The sequence below is a fragment of the Enterobacter sp. BNK-13 genome (assembly GCF_048685015.1).
In the GTDB taxonomy this organism is placed as follows: Bacteria; Pseudomonadota; Gammaproteobacteria; order Enterobacterales; family Enterobacteriaceae; genus Enterobacter; species Enterobacter quasiroggenkampii.
On the sequence record NZ_JBLQTP010000001.1, the window covers coordinates 4020627 to 4032733 of the forward strand.

General features: G+C 57.2%; 10 protein-coding genes. 6 read left to right on the top strand and 4 right to left on the bottom strand.

Features of this window, described 5'->3' with window-relative positions; translation table 11 throughout:
* Positions 1–272 precede the first annotated feature (272 nt).
* From feoA to feoC, 3 genes are read left to right on the top strand one after another with little or no spacing between them, the layout of a single operon-like run.
* A complete protein-coding gene (gene feoA, locus ACMGGQ_RS19490; protein WP_008503050.1) occupies positions 273–500 on the top strand; it encodes a ferrous iron transporter A in 228 nt (75 codons plus the stop codon).
* A 30-nt stretch (positions 501–530) separates the two neighbouring features.
* Complete coding sequence (gene feoB / locus ACMGGQ_RS19495; protein WP_048027698.1) at positions 531–2849, top strand: Fe(2+) transporter permease subunit FeoB; 2319 nt, start codon at positions 531–533, stop codon at positions 2847–2849.
* A 12-nt stretch (positions 2850–2861) separates the two neighbouring features.
* Complete coding sequence (gene feoC, locus ACMGGQ_RS19500; protein WP_023309498.1) at positions 2862–3098, top strand: [Fe-S]-dependent transcriptional repressor FeoC; 237 nt, start codon at positions 2862–2864, stop codon at positions 3096–3098.
* 33 nt (positions 3099–3131) lie between these two features.
* Here the strand turns inward: feoC and ACMGGQ_RS19505 are convergent, their stop codons facing one another.
* Positions 3132–3401: a YdgH/BhsA/McbA-like domain containing protein gene (locus ACMGGQ_RS19505; RefSeq protein WP_048226350.1), complete on the bottom strand. Its 270-nt coding sequence runs from the start codon at positions 3399–3401 to the stop codon at positions 3132–3134.
* A gap of 111 nt (positions 3402–3512) precedes the next feature.
* Positions 3513–4286, bottom strand: coding sequence for a pimeloyl-ACP methyl ester esterase BioH (gene bioH, locus ACMGGQ_RS19510; protein WP_111967804.1), 774 nt, complete (start codon positions 4284–4286; stop codon positions 3513–3515).
* Positions 4287–4322: 36 nt separating this feature from the next.
* Between bioH and gntX the strand changes: the two genes are divergently transcribed.
* The 3 genes from gntX (at position 4323) to gntT (ending at position 7276) form a co-directional block, all read left to right on the top strand.
* A complete protein-coding gene (gntX, locus tag ACMGGQ_RS19515; protein ID WP_334763254.1) occupies positions 4323–5006 on the top strand; it encodes a DNA utilization protein GntX in 684 nt (227 codons plus the stop codon).
* Positions 5007–5067: 61 nt separating this feature from the next.
* A complete protein-coding gene (gene nfuA / locus ACMGGQ_RS19520) occupies positions 5068–5643 on the top strand; it encodes a Fe-S biogenesis protein NfuA (protein ID WP_008503055.1) in 576 nt (191 codons plus the stop codon).
* Between the two features lie 316 nt (positions 5644–5959).
* On the top strand, positions 5960–7276 hold the full coding sequence (gene gntT, locus ACMGGQ_RS19525; RefSeq protein ID WP_024907902.1) for a gluconate transporter: 1317 nt from the start codon (positions 5960–5962) through the stop codon (positions 7274–7276).
* Positions 7277–7363: 87 nt separating this feature from the next.
* Here the strand turns inward: gntT and malQ are convergent, their stop codons facing one another.
* Together malQ and malP are read right to left on the bottom strand one after the other, a co-directional pair.
* Positions 7364–9442 carry a 4-alpha-glucanotransferase gene (gene malQ, locus ACMGGQ_RS19530; protein ID WP_111967802.1) on the bottom strand — a complete coding sequence of 693 codons (2079 nt, stop codon included), beginning with the start codon at positions 9440–9442 and terminating at the stop codon, positions 7364–7366.
* Between the two features lie 9 nt (positions 9443–9451).
* Positions 9452–11845, bottom strand: a complete 2394-nt coding sequence (gene malP, locus ACMGGQ_RS19535) for a maltodextrin phosphorylase (RefSeq protein ID WP_420290411.1) — start codon at positions 11843–11845, stop codon at positions 9452–9454.
* Positions 11846–12107 lie beyond the last annotated feature (262 nt).

The window sequence follows — 12107 nt, forward strand, 5'->3', positions numbered from 1 at the left end:
TAGGCCGGGCAAACGCAGTGCCGCCCGGCAAGCAGGCCGCAGGGAATTAAAATAAATAGTATGTAGCCATATTTAAACCGCGAATTATCACCCCGTTAACAAATACTCCGCTTTTCGTTTTCCCGGCATTTCAGCAAATATTGAGCAAGGTCAAAAAGGCCGTAAATTAATATCGCAAACAACATTCCGTCACAGTTTTAATATTGCTGATAAAAACTATTCTCATTATCATCGCATAGTAGATAATTTAACCTTTCGTGGAATCAGGCGTTATGCAATTCACTCCAGACAGTGCATGGAAGATTACCGGTTTTACCCGCGAAATTAGCCCGGCCTATCGGCAGAAGCTGCTGTCGCTGGGCATGCTGCCCGGCTCGTCATTCCAGGTCGTACGCGTGGCGCCGTTAGGCGATCCGGTTCATATCGAAACCCGACGCGTGAATCTGGTCCTGCGTAAAAAAGACCTCGCGTTAATAGAAGTCGAAGCCTTATCCCGATAACAAGCCAGCGGTTTCAGTGAGTCTAAAAAAATGAAAAAGTTAACTATTGGCTTAATTGGCAATCCTAATTCCGGCAAGACCACGCTTTTTAACCAGCTGACCGGGGCTCGCCAGCGCGTGGGCAACTGGGCGGGCGTGACGGTTGAACGTAAAGAGGGCCAGTTCACGACGACAGACAACCAGGTGACGCTGGTTGACCTTCCCGGCACCTACTCCTTAACCACCATTTCGTCACAAACCTCGCTCGATGAGCAAATCGCCTGTCACTATATTCTTGGCGGCGACGCGGATCTGCTGATCAACGTGGTCGACGCCTCAAACCTCGAGCGTAACCTTTATCTAACGCTGCAGCTGCTGGAGCTGGGTATCCCCTGCATCGTGGCGCTCAACATGCTCGATATTGCAGAGAAACAAAAGCTGCGCATCGACGTCGATGCCCTCTCCGCGCGCCTGGGGTGCCCGGTCGTTCCGCTGGTCTCGACGCGCGCGCGCGGTATTGATGCGCTGAAGCTGGCCATTGACCGTCACGCGGGAAATCGCGACGTTGAGCTGGTGCATTACGCGCAGCCTCTCCTGCGTGAAGCCAACGTGCTGGCGCAGGAGATGGATAACGCTATGCCTGCGAAACAGCGTCTGTGGCTTGGCCTGCAGATGCTGGAAGGGGATATCTACAGCCGCGCTTATGCCGGTCATGCGGCCGATAAGCTGGACGTGACGGTGGCCCGTCTTAGCGACGAGCTGGACGACCCGGCGCTGCACATCGCCGATGCCCGTTACCAGGCCATCGCCTCGATCTGCGACGTGGTCAGTAACGCGCTGACGGCGGAACCCAGCCGCTTTACGGCGGCAGTGGATAAGATTGTGCTTAACCGCTTCCTCGGTTTGCCCATCTTCCTGCTGGTGATGTACGTGATGTTCCTGCTTGCCATTAACATCGGTGGCGCACTACAGCCGATTTTTGACGCCGGTTCCGTCGCGGTCTTCGTCCACGGGATCCAGTGGGTGGGTTACACCCTGCACTTCCCGGAATGGCTCACCATCTTCCTCGCGCAGGGGATCGGCGGCGGTATCAATACCGTTCTGCCGCTGGTGCCGCAGATCGGCATGATGTACCTGTTCCTCTCGTTCCTGGAAGATTCCGGCTACATGGCGCGCGCGGCGTTCGTGATGGATCGTCTGATGCAGGCGCTGGGCCTGCCGGGTAAATCCTTCGTCCCGCTTATCGTCGGCTTCGGCTGTAACGTGCCGTCGGTGATGGGCGCACGTACGCTGGATGCACCGCGTGAACGTCTGATGACCATTATGATGGCGCCGTTTATGTCCTGCGGTGCCCGCCTGGCAATCTTTGCTGTCTTTGCCGCAGCCTTCTTTGGCCAGCAGGGCGCGCTGGCAGTCTTCTCGCTGTATGTCCTGGGCATCGTGATGGCGATCCTGACCGGTTTAATGCTCAAGCACACCATCATGCGCGGTGAGGCGTCACCGTTCGTGATGGAGCTGCCGGTGTACCACGTCCCCCATCTGAAAAGCCTGGCGATCCAGACCTGGCAGCGTCTGAAAGGCTTCGTCCTGCGCGCCGGTAAGGTGATTGTCATCGTCAGCGTTTTCCTGAGCGCCCTGAACAGCTTCACCCTGAGTGGACAGGCAGCGGATAACATTAACGACTCTGCCCTCGCCTCCGTCAGCCGCGTCATCACGCCGGTCTTCAAACCGATTGGCGTGCATGAGGATAACTGGCAGGCAACCGTCGGCCTGTTTACCGGCGCGATGGCAAAAGAGGTGGTTGTCGGTACCCTGAATACGCTCTACACCGCCGAGAACATTCAGGAGCAGGAATTTAACCCGGCTGAGTTTCATCTCGGTGATGAGCTGCTGGGTGCCGTAGAGGAAACCTGGCAGAGCCTGAAGGACACCTTCAGCCTGAGCGTGCTGGCGAACCCGATTGAGGCCAGCAAAGGCGACGGCGAAATGGCGACGGGTGCCATGGGCGTGATGGGCGAGAAATTTGGCAGCGCGTCCGCGGCCTACAGCTATCTCATCTTCGTTCTGCTCTATATTCCGTGCATCTCCGTGATGGGGGCGATTGCCCGCGAGTCCAGCCGCGGCTGGATGGGGTTCTCCATCCTGTGGGGGTTAAACATTGCCTACTCGCTGGCGACGCTGTTTTATCAAACCGTTAACTTCAGCCAGCACCCGCGCTACAGCCTGGTCTGCATTCTTGCGGTTGTGCTGTTCAACGTGGTCGTTCTCGGTCTGCTGCGGCGGGCACGCAGCCGCGTCGACATCGACCTGCTGGCAAACCGTAAAACCGCCGCAACCTGCTGCAACAGCCCGGCGGGCGACTGTCACTAAGGAGCACACATCATGGCATCGTTGATTCAGGTTCGTGATCTGCTGGCGCTGCAGGGGCGAATGGAGGCGAAACAGCTGAGCCTCAGCCTGCATACGCCGCAGCCGATGATCGATGCCATGCTGGAAAGACTGGAAGCCATGGGGAAAGCGGTGCGGATTCAGGAAGAGCCGGACGGTTGTCTCTCCGGCAGTTGTAAAAGCTGTCCGGAAGGAAAGGCCTGTCTCAGGGAATGGTGGGCACTGCGTTAATAAAGCCGGGCATCGCTGCCCGGCTTTATCGTGTTACTTGTAGACGTCCGCCGTTGCGCGTACGTTTTTGGTCTGCTTTTCAGCGCTGGTGACGACGTAATACGTTCCGCCCAGCTCATCCGCTTTCTTCGACAGCTCTTTTCTCGCGTCCATCGGCGCAGTGGTGTCAGACGTAGTAATCTCACCAATTTTCGTCAGATTCATGCCGGCAACTTTATCTTTTTCCAGCTCTTTTGCCGCAAAGACGCCAAATGACAGTGACCCAATAACCAGAGAAGTGACAATACCTGTAACAAGTTTCATAGCCTGACTCTCCATAGGATTGTTGTTTTGATTATCGTAGGCAGAACAACCGCAACGACATCTGGAGTATGGTTGCGGTGTGTTACTTTTTCCAGGCAGGATAGAAAATAATCAGTCGAAACGTTGACTTAACGCAATGAGCGCTGAACAAAACTCCGCCGGATGAGAGATGAACGGGGCATGTGCGGCTTTGGCAATGATCTGCGATTCGCTGTTCGGCCACAGATCATCCAGCAGCGGAGCCACTTTGCGCGGCACAATTCCGTCAAGGTAACCATAGATACGCAGATGCGGTATCGTCAGGGAGGCCAGCGGCGCGCGCAGGTCAACCGTTTTCAGCAGCTCAAGACCGCCATTAAGCACCTCAACCTCCGGCATCGGCAGCGACAGCACGGTTTGCTTCAGCGTGCGGGCATCCTTACGGGCGGTTTCAGTTCCCATCGTCTGCAGGGCGAGGAACCGCTCTACGGTCCGCTGGAAATCTTCGCTCAGCTGCTGCTGGAAGCCCGCCAGTACCTCGGGTTTTATCCCCGGCCACGCGTCCTGCGCGCTAAAACAGGGCGACGACGCCACCGTCACCAGCGCTTTTACGCGGTCAGGCCGCGACAGCGCAATCTGGCTTGCCACCAGTCCGCCCAGGCTCCAGCCCAGCCAGACAGCGTTTTGCGGCGCAGCGTCCAGAACCTGCTGTGCCATCTCATCAAGCGACATGGCCCCAAAACCGCGGCTGCGGCCAAAGCCGGGTAAGTCCACCAGATGCAGCGTGAAATGCGAGGCAAGTTCCTCACGTATGCAATGCCATATCTCTGCATTCAGGCCCCATCCGTGCAGCAGCACAAGATGGCAATTTCCTGTCCCTACGGTCTGCCACCACAGCGTCTTCATCAGTTACTGTTCTCTTTTTTCACATGGAGGTTGCACATGCTAACAGTACCTGGGTTGTGCTGGCTATGCAGAATGCCGCTGGCACTCAGCGGGTGGGGCATCTGCTCCGTTTGCACGCGATCGCTGCAATGGCGTATCGGGACCTGTCCACAATGCGGTTTACCGGCCACCAGTCCCTCTTTGCCCTGCGGCCGCTGCCTGAAAAAATCCCCGCCGTGGAGCGCGCTGGTGGCAGTGGATGATTATGTTCCGCCGCTGAGCAGGCTGATTCACGCGCTGAAGTTTTCCGGCCAGAGTGCGCTGGCTCAGCCCCTTGCCCGACTGCTACTGCTGGCGGTTTTGCAGGCGCGGCGCCACCGCGCATTGCCGAAAATCGACAGGGTGGTAAATGTCCCCCTGTACCGACGTCGGCACTGGCGGCGGGGCTATAACCAGAGTGACCTGATCTGCCGTCCCCTCGCCCGGTGGCTTGGCTGTCAGTATGATGCCCGCGCGCTGACACGTGTTCATGCCACCGCCATCCAGCATCAGCTCAGCGCCCGGCTTCGCAAAAGAAACCTCAAAAATGCCTTTCGCCTTGAATTGCCGGTCGACGGTCTCCATATCGCGATTGTGGATGATGTCGTCACCACAGGCAGTACCGTTGCTGAACTTTCCCGACTGCTTTTGCAAAGCGGCGCCGCGTCGGTTCAGGTATGGTGTCTGTGCCGTACCTTGTAGCCCTTCTTCAATGGGCGTATGATTATACCCAGGTAATTTAGTCAACTATTAGGCCAAAGCTATGATCCGTATTTCCGATTCTGCACAAGCGCACTTTGCCAAACTGCTGGCAAATCAGGAAGAAGGGACGCAGATCCGCGTGTTTGTGATTAATCCAGGCACTCCGAATGCAGAATGTGGTGTTTCTTATTGTCCTCCGGACGCTGTGGAAGCCACCGACACTGCCCTTAAATTTGAACAGCTCACCGCCTATGTTGATGAGCTGAGCGCACCGTATCTTGAAGATGCGGAGATCGACTTCGTCACCGATCAGCTGGGTTCTCAGCTGACCCTGAAAGCGCCGAACGCGAAAATGCGTAAAGTGTCTGACGATGCCCCGCTGATGGAGCGCGTTGAGTATCTGCTGCAATCCCAGATCAACCCACAGCTGGCTGGCCACGGCGGCCGTGTTTCCCTGATGGAAATCACCGACGAAGGTTTTGCCATTCTGCAGTTTGGCGGCGGTTGTAACGGTTGTTCAATGGTCGATGTCACCCTGAAAGAAGGGATCGAGAAGCAGCTGCTGAACGAGTTCCCGGAACTGAAAGGCGTGCGTGACCTGACCGAACACCAGCGCGGCGAGCACTCCTACTACTGATTCAGTGCCCGTCTGTATTGCCCGGTGGCGCTGCGCTTACCGGGCCTACAAAACCCTGCTCCCCCTCTTCGTTCCCCTCTATATGTTGACCTGCGTCTCATAATTCACATTTTGCCTTCCAGGGTGATTCTCAATCACGCCATGTTACCCGTATCATTCTCATGGGCACTAAACACACTCATAACAGCCGACTAAACTTAATCGTTTAAAAGGCATCAGTATTAGTGCCGTTACTTCTCTGTTCCCAGTTGGGACAATCGGAATTTGTCGTTGAAACAATGACGTTACCCATAACAATTCAAAGGCCAGGTAAATCATGCCATTAGTCATCGTTGCTATCGGTGTTGTGTTATTACTGCTCTTGATGATCCGCTTCAAAATGAACGGATTTATCGCTCTGGTTCTGGTGGCGCTTGCAGTCGGTCTGATGCAGGGGATGCCGCTGGTGAAAGTTATCAGCTCGATTAAAGCCGGTGTCGGCGGCACGCTCGGCAGCCTGGCGTTGATCATGGGCTTCGGCGCCATGCTCGGTAAAATGCTGGCGGACTGCGGTGGCGCCCAGCGTATTGCCACTACGCTTATCGACAAATTTGGTAAGAAGAACATTCAGTGGGCAGTGGTGTTAACCGGCTTTACCGTCGGTTTCGCGCTGTTCTATGAAGTGGGCTTCGTATTGATGCTGCCGCTGGTGTTCACCATTGCGGCTGCCGCGAGCATCCCGCTGCTGTATGTCGGTGTGCCTATGGCCGCGGCGCTGTCCGTGACCCACGGCTTCCTGCCGCCGCACCCGGGTCCAACCGCTATCGCCACCATCTTCCACGCGGATATGGGTAAAACCCTGCTGTTCGGTACGATTCTGGCGATCCCGACGGTGATTCTGGCAGGTCCGGTTTATGCCCGCTTCCTGAAAGGGATTGATAAGCCTATCCCGGAAGGTCTGTACAGCGCTAAAACCTTCACCGAAGAAGAGATGCCTGGCTTTGGCGTCAGCGTCTGGACCTCTCTGGTACCGGTGATCCTGATGGCGATGCGCGCCGTGGCAGAGATGATCCTGCCGAAAGGTCATGCGTTCCTGTCCGTGGCGGAATTCCTGGGTGATCCGGTGATGGCAACGCTGATTGCCGTGCTGATCGCGATGTTCACCTTCGGTCTGAACCGTGGCCGCTCCATGGATCAGATCAACGACACGCTGACCTCTTCCATCAAAATCATTGCCATGATGCTCCTGATCATCGGCGGTGGCGGTGCCTTCAAGCAGGTTCTGGTCGACAGCGGCGTGGACAAATACATCGCCGCGATGATGCATGAAACCAACGTGTCGCCGCTTCTGATGGCCTGGTCTATTGCCGCAGTTCTGCGTATTGCACTGGGCTCTGCGACCGTTGCGGCGATCACCGCCGGCGGCATCGTTGCGCCGTTGATTGCCACTACGGGCGTGAGCCCTGAGCTGATGGTTATCGCCGTCGGTTCCGGTAGCGTGATTTTCTCTCACGTTAACGACCCGGGCTTCTGGCTGTTCAAGGAGTACTTCAACCTGACGATCGGTGAGACCATCAAGTCCTGGTCCGCGCTGGAAACCATTATTTCGGTGTGCGGTCTGGTCGGGGTGCTGCTGTTGAATATGGTGGTCTGATGCCCTAAGTCGGGTGGCGGCTACGCCTTACCCGACCTACATGAGCACTACCGGATAATAAAAAACCCGCCACTGGCGGGTTTTTTATTACTTCTTCCCGGCAGCTTTTCGCCGCTTATCCAAATCCTTAATCAGCCTGTTCACCCCGTCATCGGCAAACATCGCCTCAAGCGTGGTGGACAGCTTGCGACGCCAGTTCTTGTACTGATAGCTGGTGCCCGGGATGTTCACCGGCTCCGCCATATCAATCCAGTCTTCCGGCTGCAGGCCCAGCAGGGCGCTATTGCTGTCGGCAATGTAACGCTGCAAACCACGGTTGAGCGTGGAGGTCATGGACATCAGCGACGCCTTATGCCCGGCACGTTTTGGCAGACAGCCCTGCTTGTGCAGCGCATCCAGCAGCCCCTGTTTGGAGAGTTCGCGATCCTGATACAGGCCGCGTAACACCTCTTCATCAGGATACAGGCCCAGCGTTTTGCCAAGGGTCAGATCGCCGCTTTCCCAATAGCCACGAAGCGTAGGAAGGTCATGCGTCGTCGCGACTGCCATTGACTGTTCAGGGTACGCTTGCGGCGCGCGGAAGGTTTTCTCATGGTCGTTTTCAAAATAGAGCACTTTATAGGAGTAGACGCCGCTGTCGCGAAGCTTGCTGACAATTTCCACCGGCACGGTACCGAGATCTTCGCCGATCACCATGCACTGATGACGCTTGCTTTCCAGAGCCAGGATCGACAGCAGATCGTCAACCGGATACTGCACGTACGCCCCGTGGTCCGCCGTTTCACCGTACGGGATCCACCACAGGCGCAGCACGGACATCACGTGGTCGATACGCAACGCGCCGCAGTTCTGCATGTTCGCGCGCAGCAGGTCGATGAACGGCTCGTAGGCGCGCGCCGCCATGACGTGCGGATCCATCGGCGGTAATCCCCAGTTCTGGCCCAGCGGGCCCAGGATATCCGGTGGTGCCCCCACGGAGGCCTTCAGGCAGTACAGCTCACGGTCGCACCAGGTTTCCGCGCCGCCTTCCGCCACGCCCACGGCCAGGTCACGGTAAAGGCCAATCGGCATTTTATAGCCCTGGCTCACCTGCCAGCAGGCGGCAAACTGGCTGTACGCCAGCCACTGCAGCCACAGGTAGAAGTCCACTTCATCGGCATATTTTTTACAGAACGCTTTCACTTCCGGCGTGTCGACGGTTTGATACGCTTCAGGCCAGACCGGCCAGCCCCAGCGCATTTCGTCCTCTTTTACCTGATACGCATGCAGCGCATCGAACGCCGCCTGCCAGTACAGGCTCTCGCCCTCCTGCGTCACGAACTGGCGGAACGCCGCCATCTGCTCGTCATCGCGCTGCGAAAAGCCTTTCCACGCCAGGCGCAGCGCGGCCATTTTCAACGCCGTGACGGTGGAGTAATCCACCCAGTCGGCTTCGCGCGCCTGCTTCAGCGCCTGCTGCGTGGTGCTGAGTTTCCACCAGGCCTGCGCCTCCTGGCTGTTTTTGAAATCATCTAAGGCGTTAACGTCGATATAAATCACGTTCAGCCAGCGACGGGACGACGGGCTGTACGGGCTGGCGCTCTCCGGGTTGGCCGGGTAAAGGGCGTGGATCGGGTTGAGGCCGATAAACGCGCCGCCGCGCTCGCCCACGGATGCCAGCATGTTCTTCAGATCGCCAAAATCACCGATCCCCCAGTTGCTGTCGGAGCGCAGCGTATAGAGCTGCACGCAGGCGCCCCACAGCTTTTTGCCTTCAAGCAGCGCCTGCGGCTCGTAGCAGCGTTTTGGCGCGACGATCACCCGGCAGTGGAAACGCCGATCGTCCTGGGTGAGCGTCAGGGTGTGATAGCCCTCCGGCAGCTTCGCCGGAAGGTTTAGCGTTTTGCCGCCGGTGGCGTGGCCTTTGTGCTGATGCCCCTCTTCGGTCGTGAGCAGCCAGCTAAACTCGCCGCGCCCCTCCACCGCGAGCGGCATCTTTTTGCCTGCAGTGAATACCTTCACGTTCGGCACCGGCGCAGCCGACGCTTTTGCGTCGGTTTTGTGCATAGCGTCCAGCAAACGTCTTTTGGTGTCGGCGCCAATAGACTGTGGTTTGCCGTGAGCATTAATGTAACTGAGGCTAATTCCCGCCGCCTGCGCGGCACTGTCCAGACGTTTACTCTCCATCGCGCTTCCTTAGCGTTTTGCCTGCCAGATACGGGCCTGATAATCACGGATTGAGCGGTCAGAGCTGAACATACCGCAGCGCGCGGTGTTCAGGATGCACGCGCGGGTCCACGCTTCCTGGTCGCGATACAGCACGTCGACCTGTTTTTGCGCGTCGACATAGGCCGTAAAGTCCGCCATCACCAGATACGGGTCACCGCCGTGTTTATCCATGCTGTGCAGCATCTGGTCAAACGCGTGCTTGTCGCCGTCGCTGTATTTGCCGCTCTCCAGCTCCTTCAGCACCGCGTCCAGCACTTTGTCTTTCTTACGCCACTTCACCGGGTCGTAGCCTTTGGCCTTGATGGCTTTCACCTCTTCCACGGTGTGGCCGAAGATAAAGATATTCTCTTCGCCCACCTTCTCGGCGATTTCGACGTTGGCCCCGTCGAGCGTGCCGACGGTCAGCGCGCCGTTCAGCGCCAGCTTCATGTTGCCGGTACCGGAGGCTTCTTTCCCTGCGGTTGAGATCTGCTCGGAGATATCTGCCGCCGGGATCAGCATTTCAGCCGCCGAGACGCAGTAATCCGGCAGGAACACCACCTTCAGCTTGTCGCCCACTTTCGGATCGCTGTTGATCGCCGCCGCCACTTTATTGATGGCGAGGATGATGTTTTTCGCCAGATAGTAGCCCGGCGCCGCTTTCGCACCGAACAGGAACACGCGCGGGACGCGATCGGCCTGCGGGTTCTCGCGGATCTCTTTGTACAGCGCCAGAATGTGCAGCAGGTTCAGGTGCTGGCGTTTGTACTCGTGCAGACGCTTGATCTGAATATCGAAAATCGCATTCGGGTTGATCTCAATCCCGGTACGCGCTTTCACAAACTCCGCCAGGCGAACCTTGTTCTCCAGCTTGATCGCCCGGTACTGCTCGCGGAATGTCGCGTCATCAGCGTATTTTTCCAGGTTGATGAGCTGGTCCAGATCGTTGGCCCACTCTTTCTTCAGGGTCTTGTCCAGCAGGCCCGCCAGCAGCGGGTTGCACTGCTTGATCCAGCGACGCGGCGTGATGCCGTTGGTCACGTTGTGGAATTTGGTTGGCCACAGCTGGTGGTATTCCGGGAAGAGGTCTTTGACCACCAGATCCGAGTGCAGCGCCGCCACGCCGTTGACCGCAAAGCCGCTCACCACGCACATGTTCGCCATGCGTACCTGCTTATCGTGAACCACCGCCAGCTTCGCCCAGACCGCCTTGTTGCCCGGCCAGGTCTTGTCCACCAGGATTTTAAACTGGTCGTTAATCTTGTTAATGATCTGCATGTGGCGCGGCAGCAGCGTTTTCACCAGCTTCTCATCCCAGCACTCCAGCGCTTCTGGCATCAGCGTGTGGTTGGTGTAGGCAAAGGTACGGCTGGTAATGGCCCAGGCGTCGTCCCAGCTCAGCTGATGCTCGTCGATCAGCACGCGCAGCAGTTCCGGGATGGCAATGGTCGGGTGCGTATCGTTGAGCTGAATCACTTCGAAGTCCGGCAGCTGCGCCAGCTTGCGGCCCGCCAGATGATGGCGACGCAGAATGTCCGCCACGGAGCAGGCGCACTGGAAGTACTGCTGCATCAGGCGTAGCTTTTTACCGGCCAGGTGGTTGTCGTTCGGATAGAGGACTTTGGTCAGCTTCTCGGCGTCGATGCCCTGCTGCTCGGCCCGCAGGAAATCGCCGTCGTTGAATTTAGTCAGGTTAAACGGGTGAGCGTGTTTCGCCTGCCACAGACGCAGCGGCTGCGCCACGCCGTTACGGTAGCCAAGCACCGGCAGATCCCAGGCTTCACCGGTAATGGTGAACGCCGGTTCCCAGAGCCCCTGCTTTGTCACTTTCCCGCCAATGCCAACCTGCACGTCAAGCTGCGCGTTATGGCGGAACCACGGATAAGTATTGCGATGCCAGTCATCCGGCGCTTCCATCTGGTGACCGTCAGCAAACGACTGACGGAACAGGCCGTACTGGTAGTTCAGACCGTAGCCAATCGCCGACTGGCCGACGGTCGCCATGGAGTCAAGGAAGCAGGCCGCCAGGCGTCCCAGACCGCCGTTGCCCAGCGCCGGATCAATCTCTTCTTCCAGCAGGTCGGTCAGGTTAATGTCGTGTTCTTTAAGGACGTCACCGACCTCCTGATACCAGCCGAGGTTCAACAGGTTGTTGCCCGTCAGACGGCCAATCAGGAATTCCATTGAAATGTAGTTTACATGGCGCTGGCCTTTTACCGGTTTTGCCAGGGGTTGAGCATCCAGCTGCTCTGCGAGCGCACCGCTCACTGCCTGCCACCACTGGTGAGGCGTCATCTCGTTTGCAGCATGAAGGCCAAAACGCTGCCACTGACGCGTCAGGGCAGCCTGGAATTGAGCTTTGTTGAAGGTAGGCTGTGACATAGGGGATCGGCATCCTTTAGAAAGAAAACACAAGTTGGCGCTAGTGTGCCTGGCTCATTTCCCCTCTTCCTCCTCCCGAGGGGGATTAGACAGGGAGGAGTAGCGGGGATGAGCAGAAAAGTGTGATCAAGGCCACTCTCAGAGCATAGTTCGAGTGTGCCCGGAAGATAAAAAAGTAACCGAGGAGAATGTCAAAGAAATGAAATGCGGTTTCGGGTGAAATTAAACCCCGCCGAAATAATTACTTACGTAGAATAATATT

What these genes read in the sequence shown, in the direction of transcription:
- feoA (WP_008503050.1), top strand. Translation starts at nt 273, where the DNA reads ATGCAATTCACTCCAGACAGTGCATGGAAGATTACCGGTTTTACCCGC.
- feoB (WP_048027698.1), top strand. Translation starts at nt 531, where the DNA reads ATGAAAAAGTTAACTATTGGCTTAATTGGCAATCCTAATTCCGGCAAG.
- feoC (WP_023309498.1), top strand. Translation starts at nt 2,862, where the DNA reads ATGGCATCGTTGATTCAGGTTCGTGATCTGCTGGCGCTGCAGGGGCGA.
- ACMGGQ_RS19505 (WP_048226350.1), bottom strand. Translation starts at nt 3,401, where the DNA reads ATGAAACTTGTTACAGGTATTGTCACTTCTCTGGTTATTGGGTCACTG.
- bioH (WP_111967804.1), bottom strand. Translation starts at nt 4,286, where the DNA reads ATGAAGACGCTGTGGTGGCAGACCGTAGGGACAGGAAATTGCCATCTT.
- gntX (WP_334763254.1), top strand. Translation starts at nt 4,323, where the DNA reads ATGCTAACAGTACCTGGGTTGTGCTGGCTATGCAGAATGCCGCTGGCA.
- nfuA (WP_008503055.1), top strand. Translation starts at nt 5,068, where the DNA reads ATGATCCGTATTTCCGATTCTGCACAAGCGCACTTTGCCAAACTGCTG.
- gntT (WP_024907902.1), top strand. Translation starts at nt 5,960, where the DNA reads ATGCCATTAGTCATCGTTGCTATCGGTGTTGTGTTATTACTGCTCTTG.
- malQ (WP_111967802.1), bottom strand. Translation starts at nt 9,442, where the DNA reads ATGGAGAGTAAACGTCTGGACAGTGCCGCGCAGGCGGCGGGAATTAGC.
- malP (WP_420290411.1), bottom strand. Translation starts at nt 11,845, where the DNA reads ATGTCACAGCCTACCTTCAACAAAGCTCAATTCCAGGCTGCCCTGACG.